Below are 19,237 nucleotides of genomic sequence, written 5' to 3' on the forward strand. Positions count from 1 at the left end.
AATCCGGGGGTGGTCGAGAAGAGTGAGCTAGTTCTTGCTGACAGTGACGTGAATCGTTACATTCTCGCCAACCGTCCCCGCGAAGCCGTGGGAAACCTGCCCGTAGCTCACCGAAGTCGCAAGCGTCTCCGAAGCGATGAACTGCTCGTGGGTCCGTGCGGCCCGCTCGACATCGCCGGATACGTCCAGTGTCAAGGAGATCCGGTCGGCGACATCCAGGTTCGCGTCCCGCCGCGCCTGCTGCACGACCCGGACCAGGTCACGCACCAGGCCCTCGTCGGCCAGTTCGGGTGTCACATCGGTGTCGAGCAGGACCAACCCCGAACCGCCCGGCAACGGCGCCGCGACACCGTGGTCACCGGTGACCAGCCGACGCTCGTACTCGCCTTCGCGCAGCTCGATCCCAGCGGCCACAACGGCTCCCGAGTCGGCCGTGGTCCACTCGCCCGCCTTCACCGCCCTGATCACCACCTGGACGTCCTTGCCCAGCCGGGGACCGGCCGCGCGCGCGTTCACGACCAGCTCGAAACGGCCGTGTGCCGCCACATCCCGCGTCAGCTCGACCTGCTTGACGTTCACCTCGTCCGCCAGCAACTCGCTGAACGGCGCCAGCAGCTCGGCGTCCTCAGCCGCGATCACCAAGCGCGCCAACGGAAGTCGCACGCGCAGCTTGTTGGTCTTACGCAACGACAACGCGGCCGAAGCCACTTGGCGCACCCGGTCCATGCCGGCGACCAGGTCCGCGTCCGCGGGCAGCAGGTCGTCCGCCGGCCAGTCCGCCATGTGCACCGACCGGCTGCCGGTCAGCCCACGCCACACCGCTTCCGTGGTCAGCGGAAGCAGCGGCGCGGCCACCCGGCTGACGACCTCCAGCACGGTGTGCAGAGTGTCGACGGCGTCCTTGTCGCCCGCCCAGAACCGGTCCCGCGACCGGCGCACGTACCAGTTGGTCAACACCTCCAGGTACTCCCGAACCGCCGCGCACGCCCCGGAAACGTCATACGTGTCAAGGCCTTCCCGCACGTCGACGACCAGGTCGTGGGTCTTGGCCAGCACGTAGCGGTCCAGCACGTGCGTCGAGTCCGTCCGCCATGTTCCCTCGACGCCTTCGGCGTTCGCGTACAGCGCGAGGAAGTAGTACGAGTTCCACAGTGGAAGGACGGCCTGCCGGACGGCGTCCCGGATGCCCCGCTCGGTGACGATGAGGTTGCCACCGCGCAGGATCGGCGACGCCATCAGGAACCAGCGCATCGCGTCCGACCCGTCGCGTTCGAACACCTCGTTGACGTCCGGGTAGTTCTTCAACGACTTGGACATCTTCTGGCCGTCGTCGCCGAGCACGATCCCGTGCGCCATGCAGTTGCGGAACGCCGGCCGGTCGAACAACGCGGTCGCCAGCACGTGCATCAGGTAGAACCAGCCGCGGGTCTGCCCGTTGTACTCGACGATGAAGTCGCCCGGGTAGTGGTGCTCGAACCATTCGGCGTTCTCGAACGGGTAATGCACCTGGGCGAACGGCATCGAGCCGGAGTCGAACCAGCAGTCCAGCACCTCGGGCACGCGCCGCATGGTCGACTTGCCGGTCGGGTCGTCCGGGTTGGGCCGGACCAGCTCGTCGATCATCGGCCGGTGCAGGTCCGTCGGCCGGACGCCGAAGTCCCGCTCCAGTTCGTCCAGCGAGCCGTACACGTCCGTGCGCGGGTAGTTCGGGTCGTCCGACTGCCACACCGGGATCGGCGAACCCCAGTAGCGGTTGCGGGAGATGCCCCAGTCGATCGCGTTGGCCAGCCACTTGCCGAACTGGCCGTCCTTGATGTGCTCGGGCACCCAGTTGATCTGCTGGTTCAGCTCGACCATCCGGTCACGGAACTGGGTCACCGCCACGAACCACGACGACACCGCCCGCTGGATCAGTGGGTTGTCGCACCGCCAGCAGTGCGGGTACGGGTGGTCGTAGGTCTCGTGCCGCAGCAGCAGACCCGATTCCTTGAGGTCACGGATGATCGCGCGGTTGCCTTCGTACAGCACGTGCATGCCGGCGTACGGCGCGACCTCGTCGCTGAACTCGCCGTGCGAGTTCACCGGGCCGACCACCTGGATGCCGGCCGCGTCCGTCACGACCTTGTCCGCTTCGCCGTACGCGGGCGCGATGTGCACGATGCCCGTGCCGTCCTCGGTGGTGACGTAGTCCGCCGCCAGGACCTGGTGCGCGTTGGGCTGCTGGCCGTAGAAGAAGTCGAACGGCGGCCGGTAGCGGCGCCCGACCAGGTCACTTCCCTTGTACCGCGCCACAACCCGCTCGGCGGCGTCCTCGCCCAACTCGCGGGCGTACGCGGACAGCCGGGCTTCGGCGAGCAGGTAGCGCTCGCCGTCGTGCTCGACGGTGACGTAGTCGACGTCCGGGTGCACGGCCGCGGCGAGGTTGCTGGGCAGCGTCCACGGCGTGGTCGTCCAGATCAGCGCCTTCTCGCCGGTGTCCATCCGCAACGCGACGGTGACGGCCGGGTCCTGCCGGTCCCGGTACACCTCGTCCATCTTGGTCTCGGTGTTGGACAGCGGCGTCTCACACCGCCAGCAGTACCACATCACCTTGAAGCCCTGGTAGATCAAGCCCTTGTCCCACAAGGACTTGAACGCCCAGATGACGCTTTCCATGTAGTCGGTGTCGAGCGTCTTGTAGTCGTTGTCGAAGTCCACCCAGCGGGCCTGGCGGGTGACGTAGTCGCGCCACTCGGACGTGAACCGCAGCACGGACTTGCGGCACGCCTCGTTGAACGCGGCGACGCCGAACTCCTCGATGTCGGCCTTGGTCTTGAAGCCCAGTTCCTTCTCGGCGGTCACCTCGGCGGGCATGCCGTGGGTGTCCCAGCCGAACCTGCGTTCGACATGTTTGCCGCGCATCGTCATGTAGCGCGGGACGACGTCCTTGACGTAACCGGTCAGCAGGTGGCCGTAGTGCGGCAGGCCGTTGGCGAACGGTGGGCCGTCGTAGAAGACGAACTCGTTGGCGCCGTTCGCACCGGCCGGCCTGGCGTCGATGGACGCCTGGAACGTCCGGTCGATCTCCCAGTACTGCAGGACCTCGGCTTCGAGCTTCGGGAAGGACGGCTGGGCGGGCACGGTCGCCTCGCCGCCGTGCGTCGCCTTGGGGTACGGCATCGCCTCGGTACCTCTCGCGGTCGGTCGGTCCACCATGGGGACGACACGGCCAGGGTTTCCTGGCGTACCGCGGTACCACCCCGATTGCGCCCGTAGAGCAAGGCGCCTCTCGTTGACGGCTGTGACGGGCCTACCCGTCCGGTTCTACTGAGGCGGCGACAGCGCCTGTTCTTCCGGAGGCTCCCCGGTGATGGCCGGATCGGTGCCTGTACTTCAGAAGGATACGAGCCTCGGCAAACCGGTTAGGACCGAGCCCGGTGCGACGCGGCCAGCGTCGCGTCCGGCGCACAGTGCGCACACGGTGTGAACTGCAGGTCACGGGCTTCGGAGATGGCCAACGGCAGCGTCTGCCGGTCACCCAGCCACGCGCAGGTGGCCAAGTGGTACCGGGGATGCTCGTCGATGACCACGACCTCGTCGGTCAGCTCGCCGACCACCAGCCGGTCGGTCGCGTCGGTGTTCTCCTCCGGCGGCTCGACGTTCGGGTCGAGCGTGACCGGCGCGGAGGTGACTGGCCCGGAGGTGATCGGCGCAGAGGTAACCGGCGCGGAGGTGATGGGCTCAGCGGCCGACGGGCCGTTGAAGACCGCGTCCAACTCCTCGTCGCTCACGGTCCGCAGGTCGAGCCGGGAGATCTGCGGTCCGAGCGACTGCCGGGGCGGCAGCTCGGACGTGAACTCCGCGGCCGACTCCGGCGGCGCGGTGACGGCGGCAGCCGAGGGCGCCTTGTCGGTCGCAAGAGCCGCTTGCGACCGACGCCGCCTGGTTCGCACCCAGTCCGTCACCAGCAGGCCGGCAGCGACCACGCTGATCAGGACCGAGAGCCAGGCCCACAGGGTGTTGGCCGTGGTCAACGCCGCGATCAGCAGACCGAGCGCCGCGACCACGAGCAACAGCACCAGAACGAGCATGCGTCAGCTCTCGTGGATCAGCCGGCTTCAGCCGCGCGCGGCCCGAACGAGTAACCCTGCTGGTTGCCGGCCGACCGGCTGCCCTCCGACGGTGGTGCCGCCGGTGCCCGGTCCTCCAACTCCCGCAGCGAGGACTGCAGCAGGGTCTTCAGGCGCGTGCGGTACTCGCGCTCAAAGGTCCGCAGCGTGTCCAGCTTCTTCTCCAGGGTGAGCCGTTCCGCCTGGGCGGAGCCGATCAGCTCGGTGTGCTTGCGCTGCGCGTCGCGCTCCAGGGTGGTGGCCTTGTCACGGGCCTGCCGTTCCAGCGTGTCCGCCCGGGTCCGCGCGTCGTTCAACATGGTCTCGGCCCGGGTACGGGACTCGTTGATCATGGTGTCAGACTTGGCGCGTGCCTCGGAGAGCAGCTGCTCCGTCTTGGTCCGCGCCTCGGCCAGCATGCCGTCGGACTCGGCTTTCGCCTCCCCGGTCAGCCGGTCGGCCATCTCCTGGGCGAGCCCGAGCACCTTGGCGGCCTGCACGTGGTGGTCGCCGCCACTGGCACCCGGGTTGGTCTGCTCCAACGCGCTGGGTGGCGGGACCGGCGTCAGCCGCCGGGACGGCGGTGGGTCCTCCACGACACGGGTCGGCGGGCCGGAGGAGAGGTTCGCCCTGGCGTCGTCCAGGTCGGCCCGGGACGCCTCGAGCTGCGCGTCCAGCTGCTCCACCTGCGCGCGCAGGTCGTTGTTCTCTTCGATCAGCCGGGCCAGCTCGCCCTCGACCAGGTCGAGGAACGCGTCCACCTCGTCCTCGTTGTAGCCCCGCTTCCCGATAGGAGGCTTGCTGAACGCGACGTTATGCACGTCAGCGGGGGTCAACGACATCAGATCACCTCACGCACTCACGGCCTGCGGGCACCCGGGTTCCCCGTCACCCGGGATACACCAGTCGCATCCCGATGAACACGACCAGCAGCAGCACCATAATCGATAAGTCCAGTCCTACGCCCCCGATCCGAACCATCGGGATGATCCGACGGAACAAGCGGACCGGAGGGTCCGTCACTGTGTAGATGGTCTCCAGCGCAACCGCAACCCCACCCGCCGGATGCCACTCCCGGGCGAACGCCCGCACGAGTTCCACGATGACCCTCGCGGTGAGCAGCAGCCAGAACGCGAACAGCACGTACCAAGCGGCTAGAAGCACTGGTTCCACGCTACAACCCTGCCATGGGTCAGCCCCGGCTGGCGAACCCGCCCTCCGCGAGGCGGCGTCGGTCCTCGGCGCTGACCGCGACATTCGGCGGTGAGATCAAGAACACTTTGTTGGTCACCTTGTCCATGTCGCCACGCAGGGCGAACGCGAGCCCGGCGGCGAAGTCGACCAGACGGCGGGCGTCCGCGTCCTCCATCTCGGTCAGGTTCATGATCACCGGGGTGCCCTCGCGGTAGTGCTCGCCGATGGTTCTGGCCTCGAGGTAGCTGGTCGGATGCAGCGTGACGATCCGCCCGAGCGGAGACGCGACCGGCGCGTTCTCCGGCACCGGACGCAGCCGCCCGACCGGCTCGCGGTGTGGCTCCACCGCCAGCGCGCCGCGGGTCTGCGGCGCCTCGCCGGCCCAGGCCGGCCGGCCTCTGCCGCCGCGGTCGGTCTGCTGGTAGTCCTCGTCTTCGGCGACCTCGTCACGGTAGCCGGACCGACGGCGCCGAGCGCCCCGCTCTGGATACGGAGAGTAGTCGTCGTCGGCGTACTCGGAGCGGTAGCCGTCGGCGGAGCGGTAGGACCGGTAGCGGTCGTCCTCGACCTCGTAGTCCTCTTCCTCCGCCGGGACCATCCCGAAGTAGGCCTTCAGCTTCTGCAGCGCGCTCATGCGTGTGCCTCTCCTCCGCGACTCCCCGAGGACCCCGCCGTCAGCCGGCTGGGAGCCCCGCCCTCTGCCCGATCCAGTGATACCCAAAACCGCGGGGGACCGGGCCGTGAATCGCACTCAGGGTGAGGTTAACGGCCGCTCCCCTAGCAGAGCGGTTCCGACACGCACGCAGGTGGACCCGTATGCGATGGCGGTCTCTAGATCAGCACTCATTCCAGCCGACATCTCGGTTGCTTCGGGATACTCGTTACGGGTCCGGCCGGCCACCTTCGACAGCAGGTCGAAGGCCCTTTCCGGACTCCACGCCAACGGCGCGACGGCCATCACACCACGAAGTCGGAGTTCACTCGACCGGATTACCCCGTCGACCAGGGCCGGGACGTCGCCGATCGGGCACCCGCCGCGCGCCGGGTCGCCGTCCAGGCTCACCTGGACCAGGACGTCCAACGGCGAAGTTCGGTCACCGACCGTCAGCGCGGCCGCCACGCCGTGCGTCAGCGCCTCGGCCAGCCGCAGCGAGTCCACGGTCTGCACGACGTCGGCCCACCGCACCACCGACTTGATCTTGTTGCGTTGCAGCTGGCCCACCATGTGCCACCGCACACCGACGCCTGGCAGCAGTTCGGCGACGGACAGGGACTTCGGCCCGGCTTCCTGATCACGGTTCTCGGCCAGGTCGGTCAGCCCGAGCCGGGCCAACTCGGCCGCGTCCGACGCCGGGAACCGCTTGGTCACCGGCAGCAACATCACGTCCTTGGCGGGCCGGTTGACCTGCGCACAAGCCCGTTCGATACGATCTTGGACGGACCGTGCCGCGGCCGTGAGCCGCACCCGCCGATCGGTCGTCTCAGTCATGCCCGCTCGACCCAGGTGAGAGCGGCCAATCGCCCAGTGGTCCCTTCCCTGCGGTGACTGAACAGTGTCCTGTCCTCGACCGTGCACCGCGGGTCGATCCCGATCTTGGCCACACCGACCGCGGCGAGTTGTTCCCACAACCCGGCCCGCAGGTCCAAACCGGACGTTCCGGATCTGGTCCGGCACGCGCTGCCCGGCAGGTGCTTCTCCACGTCGGCCTGCATCGCCGGCGGAACCTCGTAGCACTGGCCGCACACGGCCGGCCCGAGCAGCGCCTCGATCCTGTCGATCCGCGCGCCCGCGTCCTTCATCGCCCGCAGCGCGGCGGGCAGCACACCGACTCGGGCACCGACCCGGCCCGCGTGGACCGCGCCGACCACCCCGGCTTCCGGGTCCGCCAACAGCACAGGCACACAGTCCGCCACCAGTACGGCGACGGCAAGCCCAGGCTGCGCGGTCACCAAGGCATCGGTGGCCTCAGCCGGCCCGTCGAGCGGACTGTCGACCACCATGGCGGTCCGGCCGTGCACCTGTTCCATCCACGCCACATGGTCCTCGGCCAGCTTCAGGTCCTGAGCCAGCCGCCGCCGGTTGGCCGCGACACTCCCCGGCTCGTCACCGACATGCGTACCGAGATTGAACGAGTCATACGGCGTGGTCGAGACCCCACCGGCCCGAGTCGTGACCACCCGCCGAATCCGCACTGTCACAAGAACAGGCTAGCGACGCATGAACGGCGGGACGTCCACCTCGTCGTCCGGGTCGTCCGGCACCGGGGTGATCGAACCGGGCATCTGGCCGGGGCGGCCCGATCCCGGACGGTCGAAGCTGCGTGGACCGGGCAGGGTCGGGTTGGTCCGATCCCCCCGCGGCGGCTGCTGGTACTGCGTGGGGTTCGGCTGCGGCTGCGGGGCCGGCGGGCGGTACTCGTGGACCGGCTGCGGCGGTGGCGGCTGTACGGCCGGCGGCTGCTTTTCCGGCGCCGCCGGCTGGGCGACCTGGCCGGCCTGCGCGGTGGCGGTCGCGGTGGACGGCCGGGCCTGGACCATGACCGGGTCGAGCTTCTTGTGCGTCGGCGCGCCGGCGTCGAAGCCGGCCGCGATCACGGTGACCCGGACCTCGTCGCCGAGCGAGTCGTCGATGACCGTACCGAAGATGATGTTGGCTTCCGGGTGCGCGGACTCCTGGACCAGCGACGCGGCCTCGTTGATCTCGAACAGGCCGAGGTCCGAGCCGCCCGCGATGGCCAGCAGCACGCCGTGCGCGCCGTCCATGGACGCTTCCAGCAGCGGCGAGTTGATCGCCTTCTGCGCCGCCTGGATCGCCCGGCCCTCACCGCGCGACGAACCGATGCCCATCAACGCGCTGCCCGCGCCGGACATGACGCTCTTGACGTCGGCGAAGTCCAGGTTGATCAGACCGGGCGTGGTGATCAGGTCGGTGATGCCCTGGACACCGGACAGCAGCACCTCGTCGGCGGACCGGAACGCGTCCATCAGGCTGACGCCGACGTCGCCGAGCTGCAGCAGCCGGTCGTTCGGGATCACGATGAGCGTGTCGCACTCGTTGCGCAGCTCGGTGATGCCCTCCTCGGCCTGCCGCGCGCGGCGCTTGCCCTCGAAGGAGAACGGCCGGGTGACCACACCTATGGTCAACGCGCCGAGCTTCCGCGCGACCGACGCCACGACGGGCGCGCCACCGGTTCCCGTGCCGCCACCCTCGCCGGCGGTCACGAACACCATGTCGGCGCCCTTGATGACTTCCTCGATCTCCTCGCGGTGGTCCTCGGCGGCCTTGTGGCCCACTTCCGGATTGGCGCCGGCGCCCAGACCGCGGGTCAGCTCCCGGCCGATGTCGAGCTTCACGTCCGCGTCGGACATCAACAGCGCTTGCGCGTCGGTGTTCACCGCGATGAACTCGACACCCTTGAGGCCGACCTCGATCATTCGGTTGACAGCGTTGACCCCGCCGCCGCCGATACCGACGACCTTGATCACCGCCAGGTAGTTGTGCGGGGGCGTCATCGGTTCCGCCTTCCTCCAGTCGTGGGTTCACATGGACTTACGCCGTGAAGTTGGTGTACGCCGTCCGGCGGCCACGCAAACCCTCAACCTCAACCAGAGATCTAGAGTCATGTCAACCCCGTACGTCCTCAGGCCAGGACGGTAGGCAGGGAACTCGCCCGGGTCCAGCAGCCACGCCGTATGTGACCGGACTGACCCGTCGTGATCACTCACCCGTAGTACCGCCTGGAATGACAGAAGGATATCGGGCCACCCACGCTCAGTGGGTGTCAACTGACCGTGGGCAGATCCGGTGCCGACACGTCGTACGTCTTGCCAGGCCGGGTGAGCAGCGCGGCGAGCACCGCCGCCTTGCGTTCGGTGTCCGCGCTGTTGCCCCATTTCACGATCCGCCCGTCGGTCAGCGCCAACTGGACGCTGCCGGCGGACTGCGCGCCCAGGCCGGTCACCAGACCGCGCAGCTGCTGGGGAACCCGGGCGAGCACGTCCACGACCGCCTTGGTGGCCGGGTCGTCCCGGCTCGGCGCGGCCAGGGTGAGGGTGGGCAGGCCGGCCGGCGCCTGGCCGACGACCGCGAAGTCCACCCCGGTCGAGTCGATCATGTGGGCGCCGTCCGGCCTGGGTACGAAGCCGACCGCGGCCCGTTCGTCCACGGCGATCAGAACCGTGCTGGGCCAGGAGCGTTCCACCGTGACGTGCCACACCCTGGGCAGGCGGGACACCCGCTCGGCGATCTCGTCGGTGTCCAACCGGATCAGCGGCTTGCCCAGCTCGACCGCCGCGGCGGCGCGGACCTCGTCCGGGGTGAGACCTTTGACACCGGCCACCTCGACTGTCCGCACCCCGAGCACGCTCGTGAACAACACCAGGTACAGCACCGCGAGAACGCTGAGGAAGCCCAGCAGGACCATCCACCGGCGCATCAAGGCGCGTCGACGCGTCGGCCGCAGCCGTTCGCGGCGTTCCCTGCGCGCCCGTGCCGCCGCGACCGCTGAGTTCGCGGCGCGGCGGTCGGGACGCACAGGACTCGTCATGTCTTGTCCAGGGCGGCAATCAGCTCAGAGCCGAGGGAGGTGACGTCCCCCGCGCCCATCGTCAGCACCAGGTCGCCGTCCCCCACCAAGCCCGCGACCAGGTCCGGGACCTTGTCGAACGCCGGCTCGTAGTGCACGTGCTCACTGGCCAGCGGCACGGCGTCGGCGATCAGCGCGCCGCTCACCCCCGGCTCGGGCGCTTCCCGAGCACCGAACACGTCCAGCACCACGACCTCGTCGGCCAACGCGAGCGCCTCGCCGAACTCCGTGGCGAACGTCCGTGTCCGCGAGTACAGGTGCGGCTGGAACACCACGAGCACACGGCCGCCTTGCGCTGCCGGCCGCACCGCCCGAAGCTGTGCCGCGACTTCGGTGGGGTGATGGGCGTAGTCGTCGTACACGCGTACGCCCCGCGCGCGGCCCTTGAACTCGAACCGCCGGCGCACACCGCCGAACGCGGCAATGCCCTCCAACAGTCCTTCCAGCGGCGCGCCCAACTCAAGGCCGGCCAGCAACGCGGCCAGCCCGTTGGCCGCCATGTGCTCGCCGGGCACCGCGATGCCGACCTCGATCTCCTTGCCGTCCAACGAGATCACCGCACGCCCGGCGCTGTCCACCGGGTCGTACGACAGCAGCTTCACCGCGTCGTCGCCGTCCGCTGTCCGGCCGTAGCGCCGAACTCGGACGCCTTGGGCCTCGGCGTGGTCGGCGAGTGTGGCCGCGCCGGGGTCGTCGGCACAGGCCACCAGCACCCCGTCCGGCGTGATCCGGTCCACAAAGGACTCGAACACGGCGGCGTACGCCTCGGGAGTCCCGTGGTGGTCAAGGTGATCCGCTTCGACGTTGGTGACGACCGCGACCGACGGCTCGAACACCAGGAACGAGCCGTCACTCTCGTCCGCCTCGGCGACGAAGATGCCGCCGGTGCCCTGGTGGGCGTTGGCGCCGGACTCGTTGAGGTCGCCGCCGATCGCGAACGACGGGTCCAGCCGGCAGTGTTGCAACGCCACCGTCAGCATCGACGTGGTTGACGTCTTGCCGTGCGTACCGGCGATGCACGCGACCCGATGCCCGGCCATCAGGCCCGCCAACGCCTCCGAGCGGTGCAGCACGGTGATGCCGCGCCGGCGTGCCTCCACCAGTTCCGGGTTGCTCTCCTTGATCGCGGTGGACACCACGACCGCCGTGGGCCCGTCGGCGAGCAGGTCGAGATTGGCCGCGGCCTGGCCGACGGCGATCTTCGCGCCCTGCGCCCGCAGCGACAGGAAGGCCCGCGACTCCTTGGCGTCCGAACCGGACACCTGAAGGCCGCGCGCCAGCAGGATGCGGGCGATCCCGCTCATCCCAGCGCCACCGACGCCGACGAGGTGGGCCCTAGCAAGCGCTGCAGGAGTCTCGGGCGTGTTCGTACTCGTCACTTGCCGACCACGTCCAGCACCATCCTGGCGAGCACGTCCGCTGCGGCGCGGTGCCCGGTGCCCTGCGCGGCCGCGCTCATCGCTTGCAGCCGCTGCGGGCTGCCGAGCATCGGCATCACCACGTCCCTGACTTTCTCCGGCGACAGCTCCTCGTCCGTGACCATCAACGCGCCGCCCGCGTTCACCACAGGCTGGCCGTTGAGCGCCTGTTCGCCATTGCCGTGCGGCAACGGCACGAACACCGCGGGCAACCCGACCGCGGACACTTCCGCCACGGTCATCGCGCCGGAACGGCAAAGCACCGCGTCGGCCGCCGCGTACGCGAGGTCCATCCGCTCCAGGTACGGCACAGGAACGTACGGCGGCGCGCCCGGGATCTGCTGTACGGCAACGGTGTTCTTCGGGCCGTGCGCGTGCAGCACGCCGATGCCCGCCATCGCGAACTCGCTCGCCAGTGGCGCGACCGCGTTGTTGATGGACCGCGCTCCCTGGGAACCGCCGAACACCAACAGGGTCGGCGCGGTCGGGTGCAACCCGAAGAAGCGCCGCGCCTCCTCGCGCAGCGCGGCCCGGTTCAGCTCGGTGATGGACGCCCGCAGTGGGATGCCGATCACCTCGGCGGAAGACAGGCCCGAGTCCGGCACGGCCGCGGCGACCTTCACGGCGAACCGCGCGCCCACCTTGTTGGCCAACCCGGCACGCGCGTTGGCCTCATGCACCACGATCGGAATACGACCACGCGCGGCCAGGTACGCCGGCAACGCCACGTACCCGCCGAACCCGACGACCACGTCCGCGCCCACGCGGCTGAGCACCGCACGGGTCTGTTTGATCGCGCCGCGCACGTTCAACGGCAGCTTCAGCAGGTCGAGAGTGGGCTTACGGGGCATCGGCACCGGCGGGATCATCTCCAGCGGGTAGCCCCGCGCCGGCACCAGCTTGCCCTCCAGGCCACGTTCCGTGCCGAGGGCGACCACACGGGCGTCTGGCCGGGCACGCATCACCGCGTCGGCCAACGCGAGCGCCGGCTCGATGTGCCCCGCGGTCCCCCCGCCGGCCACCACGACACATGGTCCCTGGTTAATGACGTCCTCCTTCGTCCGCACGGGGTTGACCGGCCCGGCCCTGTGCGGAACGGCGGCGGTGCTCGACAGGCACCCCGCGCCGAGTCCTGCGTCGTTCCTGCGGCTGTCGCCCCTCCGTGCCGGTCCGCTGCCGCTGGCTCGTGCCGTCCCGTCGGCCGGCCGCGCGGGGCGGCGTGGACGGGCGCACCGGCTTTCGCTTCGCGGGCGGGTTGTACACGTCGGGTGCGGGCAACCGCATGAGGCGGCCGAACCGACCTGGTCCCTGGGAGCGTAGTGCGGCGACGGACTCGGGTTCATGGCGAGCACAGTTTGCGAGGATCCCGAACACGAACATGGTGACCACGACCGACGACCCACCGGCCGAGATCATCGGCAGCGTGATGCCGGTCACCGGCAGCAGGCCCACCACGTAGAGAATGTTGATCGCGGCCTGCCCGACCAGCCAGACCGTGAGGGTGGCGGCCACCATCCGGATCCACGGGTCGATGTTCCGGGCGGCGATCCGCAGTCCCACGACGGCGAGCATCACGAACAGCCCGAGCACCAGCAGGCAGCCGAGGAAGCCGAGCTCCTCGCCGATCAGCGCGAAGATGAAGTCGTTGTGCACGTTCGGCAGGTACAGCCACTTGGACTGGCCCTGCCCCAACCCACGGCCCAGCAGGCCGCCGTTGGCCAGCGCGTACAGCGCCTGGGTCAGCTGCAGGCCGGAGCCCAGCGGGTCGGCGTCCGGCTGCAGGAACGACAGCACCCGGTCCAGCCGGTAACTGGACCCGATGGCCAGCACGACCACCCCGGCGATGCCTCCGAGCGCGATCGCGCCGAACAGCCGCATCGGCGCGCCGGCGAACCACAGCAGCGAGAACAGCACGACGATCAGCGTGACCGTGCCGCCGAGGTCCGGCTGCATCATCACCAGCGCGAACATCAGCAACGCCACCGGCACGACCGGGACGAGCAGATGCCGGTACTGGTGCAGCACGGCCTTCTTCTGGACCAGCACGTGCGCGCCCCACAGCACCAGGGCGAGCTTGGCCACCTCGATCGGCTGGAACGACAGCGGCCCGATCACGAACCAGCTGCGCGCGCCGTTGAGCTTCGCGCCGGCGACGAGCACGAACGCCAGCAGGCCCGTGCAGATGACCACGGCGGCCGCGCTGAACTGCCGCATGATCCGCAGCGGCAGCCGCAGGCCGACCCAGAACACCACCATGCCGATGATCACGAACAGCAGCTGCTTCTTGAACACGCCGTAGACCGAGTGGGTGTTCTTGTCCTGCAACGACACCACGGACGACGCCGAGAGCACCATCACCAGGCCCAGCACGGTGAGCAGGCCGAACACCGCCAGCACCAGGTGGAACGAGGCGAGCGGCCGGCCAAGCCACGCGGTCAACACGGTCCACAGGCTGGCGCGCTTGCGACGTTCCGTGCGCTGGCGCTTGCGTTCCTCGGCCGTGCTGAGGGTGGCCGTCACCTCACTGCCTCCGCCCCTGGTCAGCCCGCCATAACGTCCTGGACCGCCGCGGTGAACGCCTCGCCTCGGTGCACATAGCTGGTGAACATGTCGAACGACTTGGCGGCCGGCGCCAGCAGCACGACATCACCAGGGCGCGCCAGCCCGCGGGCCGCGCGCACCGCTACGGTCATGGGGTCATCGTCTCCCGAACCGACCCGGGACACGGGGACATCGGGCGCGTGTCGCCGCAGCGCTTCGGCGAAAACGTCCTGATCAACGCCCAGCAGCACGACCGCGCGCAGCCGCCCGGCCACGGCGGCGACAAGATCGTCGACCTCGGCGCCGTGCAGCTCCCCGCCCGCGATCCAGACGATGTGTTCGTACGCGGTCAACGACCCCTGGGCGGCGTGACTGTTGGTGGCCTTGGAGTCGTTGACGAAGTTGACCCCGTCGGCCGCGCCGATCAGCTCGACCCGGTGCGGCTGCGGCCGGAACGCGGTGAGCCCGGCCCGGACGGCATCGCTGTGTACGCCGTATACACGGGCGAGGGCGGCCGCTGCGAGGGCGTTGCTGACGTTGTGCGACCCGGGCGGCCGAACCTCGTCGACCGGGCACAGCCGTACCCCGTCCGCCTCGACCAGCCAGCCGTCGTGGACTCCCCAGTGGTTGCGGCCGGGTTCGGCGACGGTGAAGCCCAGGCCGCCGTCGGCCAGTCGGACCGACCAGGGGTCGTCGGCGTTGAAGACCCTGGTCCTGGCCCCGGTGTAGATCTTGGCCTTCGCCTCGGTGTAGGCGGCCATCGAGCCGTGCCAGTCGATGTGGTCCTCGGCGAGGTTCAGCACCACGGCCGCGTCCGCGTGCAGCGAGTTCTGCCAGTACAGCTGGTAGCTGGACAGCTCGACGGCGAGCACCTGGTGGCCGGCGAGGACCGCGTCGATCACCGGGAGGCCGACGTTTCCGCAGGCCACGGCGTTGAGGCCGGCGGCGAGCAGGATCGATTCGAGCATGCCGACGGTCGTGGTCTTGCCGTCGGTGCCGGTCACCGCGAGCCACACCGGCGGCTGGTCCAGGGTCTGCGCGATCCGCCAGGCCAGTTCGACTTCGCCGATCACCTCGACGCCGGTGGTGAGCAGCGGACTGGTGGGTTTCCAGCCGGGGCTGGTGACGATCAGGTCCGTTCCCGGCGGCGGCTCCGACAGCCCGGGGACCGCGATGGCGCCGAAGTCCGCGAGCGCTTCGGGCCGCCCGTCGGTGACCGTCACCCGGGCGCCCAACGTGCGCAGCGCGTCAACGGTCGAGCGGCCGGTCACGCCCGCGCCGGCGACCAGCACGTTCAGCCCCGCGAACTCAGCCAACGGCGGCCAGCCAGTCGCTGTAGAACAGGCCGAGGCCGAACATCGCGCAGACCCCACCGAGCAGCCAGAACCGGATGATGACCGTGGTCTCGGCCCAGCCGGCCAGTTCGAAGTGGTGGTGGAACGGGGCCATCCGGAAGATCCGCCGGCCGGTCGTCCGGAACATGGCGATCTGCAGGATCACCGACAGCATCTCCACCGTGAAGATGCCGCTGATCACGATCATCAGCAGCTCGGTGCGGGTCATCATGGACAGGCCGGCGACCAGTCCGCCCAGGGCCAGTGAGCCGGTGTCGCCCATGAAGATCTTGGCTGGCGCGGCGTTCCACCACAGGAAGCCGATGCAGGCGCCCATCGCCGCCGCGGCCACCACCGCGAGGTCCAGCGGGTCCCGCACGTAGTAGCAGCCGGCGTTCAGGTGAATCGTGCAGTCGTTGCGGAACTGCCAGAACGTGATGACCACGTACGTGCCGAACACCATCGCGGCCGAACCGCCGGCGAGGCCGTCCAGGCCGTCGGTGAAGTTCACCGCGTTCGACCAGGCGCCGATGATGCCGTAGCAGAACACGATGAACCCGATGGTGCCGAACGAGACGAACGAGATGTCCCGCACGAACGACAGGTTCGGGGTGGCCGGGGTGAGCGCGTGCTCGTCGGCGAACTGGAGCGCGAGGACCGCGAAGCTGATCCCGACCACGAGCTGGCCGACCAGTTTCGCGGTCTTGTTCAGGCCGAGGTTGCGCTGCTTGCGGATCTTGATGAAGTCGTCGAGGAAGCCGACCATGCCCAGCCCCGAGGTGAGCATCATGACCAGCCAGCCGGACGCGCTGGGCGACTCCGAGCGGCCCATCAGCATGTTCACGCCGTGCGAGCCGAGATAGCCGGCCCACATCGCGGTGATGATCGCCACGCCGCCCATGGTCGGCGTGCCGCGCTTGGACTTGTGGCCCTGCGGCCCTTCCTCGCGGATCTCCTGGCCGAAGCCCTGCCGGGAGAACGCCCGGATCAGGTACGGCGTGAACAGGATGGAGATCAGCAGCGAGATGGCGCCGGCCAGACCGATGCCGATCACTTGGCGTCCTCCAGCAGGGCCTCGGCCACCCGCCACAACGCCTCCGACTTGGAGGCCTTCACCAGCACCACGTCCCCGGGCCGCAGGCCGGCCCGCAGGTGGTCGATGGCTCTGTCCACGTCCGGCACGTGCGCGGACTCCTCTCCCCAGGATCCTTCGAGGTGGGCGCCTTGGTGCAAGGCCCGTGCCTGGTCGCCCACGACCACGAGCCGGTTGATGTCCAGCCGTACCGCGAGCCGCCCGATCTCGTCGTGTGCCCGCGTGTGCTCGTCGCCCAGCTCCCCCATCATCCCGAGCACGGCCCAGGTACGCCGCCCGCCACGCCCCATCTCGGCGAGACTTTTCAGCGCGGCCCGAACGGATTCGGGGTTGGCGTTGTAGGAGTCGTTGACGACTGTCACGCCGTCCGGCCTGGTGGTGACTTCCATGCGGCGCGCGGAAACCCGCTGTGCACCGGAGAGCCGCGCGGCCACTTCGGCAGGTGTGGCACCAAGTTCCAGCGCGACGGCCGCGGCGGACAGCGCGTTGCCGACGTGGTGCGCGCCGTGCAGCCCCAGCGTCACGTCCACGTCGCCCTGGGGGGTGACCAGCCGGAACGACGCCTTGGCCTCGCTGTCCACCGTGATGTTCTCGGCTCGTACGGACGCGTCCGGCGCCTCGCCGACGAAGACCACACGGGCTTTCGTGCGGGACGACATCGCGCGCACGAGCGGGTCGTCGGCGTTGAGGATGGCCACGCCGTCCTCGGGCAGGGCTTCGACGAGTTCGCCCTTGGTCCTGGCGATGTCCTCGCGGGAGCCGAACTCGCCGATGTGCGCGGTGCCCACGTTGATCACGACGCCGATCTTCGGCGGGGCGACCTCGCACAACGCCGCGATGTGCCCGGGGCCGCGCGCGGACAGCTCCAGCACGAGGTGCCTGGTCCGTTCGTCGGCCCGCAGGACGGTGTAGGGGTGGCCGAGTTCGCTGTTGAACGACCCCGGCGGCGCGACGGTGTCGCCCATCGGCGTCAGCACCTGGGCGATCAGGTCTTTCGTGGAGGTCTTGCCGGACGAGCCGGTGACTCCGACGACCGTCAGGTTCGGCAGCCGGTCGACGACGTACCGTGCCAGTGCGGCTAAGCCTGCGAGGACCGCCGCGCCTGAGCCATCCTTGTCGCCGGTCAGCGCGACCGAACGGGAGTGCGCGTCGGACACGGGCGGCACGATCACAGCGGGGGCGTCGACTTCCCTGGCGGCGAGCACCACCCGCGCGTTGGCCTTGGCCGCGAAGGAGTGGCCGTCGACCTTCTCCCCGGGCAGGGCGACGAACACGCCGTCCGGGGTCACGGCGCGGGAGTCGAACTCGACCGGGCCGGTGACCAGTTCGGTGCCATCCGCCCGGTGCAGGCGGCCGCCGACCGCCTCGGCGATCGCCCTGGTCGTCAGCGGGATCACAGGCTCACCTCGCGGATCGCGGCCTCCAGTTCGTCCCGGTCGGAGAACGGGTACACGACCCCGCCGACCTCCTGGCCGGTCTCGTGGCCCTTGCCGGCGACCACCACGGCGTCGCCCGGCCTGGCCTCGGCGACCGCGGCGGCGATGGCCTCGCGGCGGTTGGCGATGTCCAGGATCTCGCCGCGGCCCGCCACGGCCATCGCACCTTCGATCATGGCCGCGCGGATCTTGCCCGGGTCCTCGCCGCGTGGGTTGTCGTCGGTGACGATCAGCAGGTCGCTGCGGCTGGCGGCCTCCCGGCCCATCAGCGGCCGCTTGGCCGCGTCCCGGTCGCCGCCGCAGCCGAGCACGACAATGAGCCGGCCGGTGGTCTTGGCGCGGATGGCGTCGAGCGCGACCGCGACCGCGGCGGGCTTGTGCGAGTAGTCGACGACGGCGGTGAACCGCTGGCCCACCGCCACCCGCTCCATCCGGCCGGGCACCCGCACCTCGGCCAGGCCGCGCCGGATGGCCTCCGCCTCGACCCCGGCGGCGGTCAGGCACGCGGCGGCGAGCAGGGCGTTGGCCACGTTGAACGTGCCCGGTATCGGCAGCCGCGCGTCGAACACCGTGTCCGGGCCGTGCACGGTGAAGGTCTGCTCACCGTCCACAGTGGACTTCACGTCCTTCGCGGTCCAGTCGGCGGCCTTGTCGACCGCGACCGTGATCGTGTTCGGCCGGACCAGCCGCGGCCCCCACTCCCCGTCGACGCACACCACCTCACGGGTGGACCGGCCGTCGAACAGCAGCGACTTGGCCTGGAAGTAGTCCGTCATGTCCGGGTGGAAGTCCAGGTGGTCCTGGGACAGGTTGGTGAACGCGCCGACCGCGAACCTGGTCCCGTTCACCCGGCCCAGCGCCAGCGCGTGGCTGGACACCTCCATCGGCACGTGCGTGACCCCGCGCTCCACCATCACCGCGAACAAAGCCTGCAGGTCAGGAGCCTCGGGCGTGGTGAACGCGCTCGCCAGCCGCTGCCCGGCGATCCGCGTCTCGACCGTGCCCACCAGGCCGGTGGTGTGCCCGGCGGCGCGCAACCCGGCGTCGATCATGTAAGTGGTCGTGGTCTTCCCGGACGTGCCGGTCACCCCCACGACGGACAACCGCAGGGACGGCTCGCCATAGATCCAGGCGGCCACCGACCCCAGCGCCCCCCGAGGGTCCCCGTGCGTCAGCACCGGCACCTGGAGGTCTCTCGCCAGCCCGGCACCCTGTTCGTCGGTGAGGACGGCCACGGCACCAGCGGCGACGGCATCGCGCGCGAACTCCGCCCCGTGCACCCGGGCTCCGGGCAACGCGGCGAACAAGTCACCCGGCCGCACGTGCTGGGCACGCAGCGTGGCACCGGTGACCAGCACGTCCAGGTCCGACTGGCTGGCGTGGGCGTCCGCGCGAGCCACCAGCGTGGCGAGCGGGACGGCTTCGGTTCGGACAGGGCGAGGAGGCGCGTTCACGGCCTTGCCCTCGAGCTTCGCGGGCACGCGCGGAAGGCTACCTGCGCCCATTCGGCCGCTACCCGCCGGTGCGCGGACAAGTCGATCTCACCC

16 protein-coding genes are annotated in these 19,237 nt (G+C 69.9%); all 16 read right to left on the minus strand.

Annotated elements, in window-relative coordinates; translation table 11 throughout:
* Nucleotides 1–27: 27 nt before the first annotated feature.
* Nucleotides 28–3,159 (minus strand): isoleucine--tRNA ligase, encoded by a 3,132-nt coding sequence (gene ileS, locus EV192_RS26715; RefSeq protein WP_132120136.1) that lies wholly within the window; start codon nucleotides 3,157–3,159, stop codon nucleotides 28–30.
* Between the two features lie 242 nt (nucleotides 3,160–3,401).
* The gene (locus EV192_RS26720; protein ID WP_132120138.1) at nucleotides 3,402–4,070 is read right to left on the minus strand and encodes a hypothetical protein; all 669 of its coding nucleotides are present in this window, start codon (nucleotides 4,068–4,070) and stop codon (nucleotides 3,402–3,404) included.
* A gap of 17 nt (nucleotides 4,071–4,087) precedes the next feature.
* Nucleotides 4,088–4,930: a DivIVA-like cell division protein Wag31 gene (gene wag31, locus EV192_RS26725; protein WP_132120140.1), complete on the minus strand. Its 843-nt coding sequence runs from the start codon at nucleotides 4,928–4,930 to the stop codon at nucleotides 4,088–4,090.
* A 46-nt stretch (nucleotides 4,931–4,976) separates the two neighbouring features.
* Nucleotides 4,977–5,252: a YggT family protein gene (locus EV192_RS26730; RefSeq protein WP_132120142.1), complete on the minus strand. Its 276-nt coding sequence runs from the start codon at nucleotides 5,250–5,252 to the stop codon at nucleotides 4,977–4,979.
* A gap of 28 nt (nucleotides 5,253–5,280) precedes the next feature.
* Nucleotides 5,281–5,916 carry a cell division protein SepF gene (locus EV192_RS26735; RefSeq protein ID WP_132120144.1) on the minus strand — a complete coding sequence of 212 codons (636 nt, stop codon included), beginning with the start codon at nucleotides 5,914–5,916 and terminating at the stop codon, nucleotides 5,281–5,283.
* A 117-nt stretch (nucleotides 5,917–6,033) separates the two neighbouring features.
* The gene (locus EV192_RS26740) at nucleotides 6,034–6,771 is read right to left on the minus strand and encodes a YggS family pyridoxal phosphate-dependent enzyme (RefSeq protein ID WP_132120146.1); all 738 of its coding nucleotides are present in this window, start codon (nucleotides 6,769–6,771) and stop codon (nucleotides 6,034–6,036) included.
* The gene (gene pgeF, locus EV192_RS26745) at nucleotides 6,768–7,475 is read right to left on the minus strand and encodes a peptidoglycan editing factor PgeF (protein WP_132121411.1); all 708 of its coding nucleotides are present in this window, start codon (nucleotides 7,473–7,475) and stop codon (nucleotides 6,768–6,770) included. The genes EV192_RS26740 and pgeF overlap by 4 nt, the downstream gene beginning before the upstream one ends.
* Before the next feature lie 15 nt (nucleotides 7,476–7,490).
* Nucleotides 7,491–8,795, minus strand: a complete 1,305-nt coding sequence (gene ftsZ / locus EV192_RS26750) for a cell division protein FtsZ (RefSeq protein WP_132120148.1) — start codon at nucleotides 8,793–8,795, stop codon at nucleotides 7,491–7,493.
* A 269-nt stretch (nucleotides 8,796–9,064) separates the two neighbouring features.
* Entirely contained in the window at nucleotides 9,065–9,829 is a 765-nt protein-coding gene (locus tag EV192_RS26755) for a cell division protein FtsQ/DivIB (RefSeq protein WP_132120150.1), read from the minus strand.
* A complete protein-coding gene (gene murC, locus EV192_RS26760) occupies nucleotides 9,826–11,172 on the minus strand; it encodes a UDP-N-acetylmuramate--L-alanine ligase (RefSeq protein ID WP_243727090.1) in 1,347 nt (448 codons plus the stop codon). The genes EV192_RS26755 and murC overlap by 4 nt, the downstream gene beginning before the upstream one ends.
* Before the next feature lie 71 nt (nucleotides 11,173–11,243).
* Entirely contained in the window at nucleotides 11,244–12,401 is a 1,158-nt protein-coding gene (gene murG, locus EV192_RS26765) for an undecaprenyldiphospho-muramoylpentapeptide beta-N-acetylglucosaminyltransferase (RefSeq protein WP_132121413.1), read from the minus strand.
* On the minus strand, nucleotides 12,328–13,806 hold the full coding sequence (gene ftsW / locus EV192_RS26770) for a putative lipid II flippase FtsW (RefSeq protein ID WP_132120154.1): 1,479 nt from the start codon (nucleotides 13,804–13,806) through the stop codon (nucleotides 12,328–12,330). Before ftsW ends, murG begins: the two co-directional genes overlap by 74 nt.
* 20 nt (nucleotides 13,807–13,826) lie before the next feature.
* Nucleotides 13,827–15,143, minus strand: a complete 1,317-nt coding sequence (gene murD, locus EV192_RS26775; RefSeq protein WP_132120156.1) for a UDP-N-acetylmuramoyl-L-alanine--D-glutamate ligase — start codon at nucleotides 15,141–15,143, stop codon at nucleotides 13,827–13,829.
* Nucleotides 15,136–16,215: a phospho-N-acetylmuramoyl-pentapeptide-transferase gene (gene mraY, locus EV192_RS26780; RefSeq protein WP_132120158.1), complete on the minus strand. Its 1,080-nt coding sequence runs from the start codon at nucleotides 16,213–16,215 to the stop codon at nucleotides 15,136–15,138. The genes murD and mraY overlap by 8 nt, the downstream gene beginning before the upstream one ends.
* Nucleotides 16,212–17,651, minus strand: a complete 1,440-nt coding sequence (locus EV192_RS26785; protein ID WP_132120160.1) for a UDP-N-acetylmuramoyl-tripeptide--D-alanyl-D-alanine ligase — start codon at nucleotides 17,649–17,651, stop codon at nucleotides 16,212–16,214. The genes mraY and EV192_RS26785 overlap by 4 nt, the downstream gene beginning before the upstream one ends.
* On the minus strand, nucleotides 17,648–19,195 hold the full coding sequence (locus EV192_RS26790) for a UDP-N-acetylmuramoyl-L-alanyl-D-glutamate--2,6-diaminopimelate ligase (protein ID WP_132120162.1): 1,548 nt from the start codon (nucleotides 19,193–19,195) through the stop codon (nucleotides 17,648–17,650). The genes EV192_RS26785 and EV192_RS26790 overlap by 4 nt, the downstream gene beginning before the upstream one ends.
* Nucleotides 19,196–19,237 lie beyond the last annotated feature (42 nt).

It is taken from the genome of Actinocrispum wychmicini (assembly GCF_004345645.1).
In the GTDB taxonomy this organism is placed as follows: Bacteria; Actinomycetota; Actinomycetes; order Mycobacteriales; family Pseudonocardiaceae; genus Kibdelosporangium; species Kibdelosporangium wychmicini.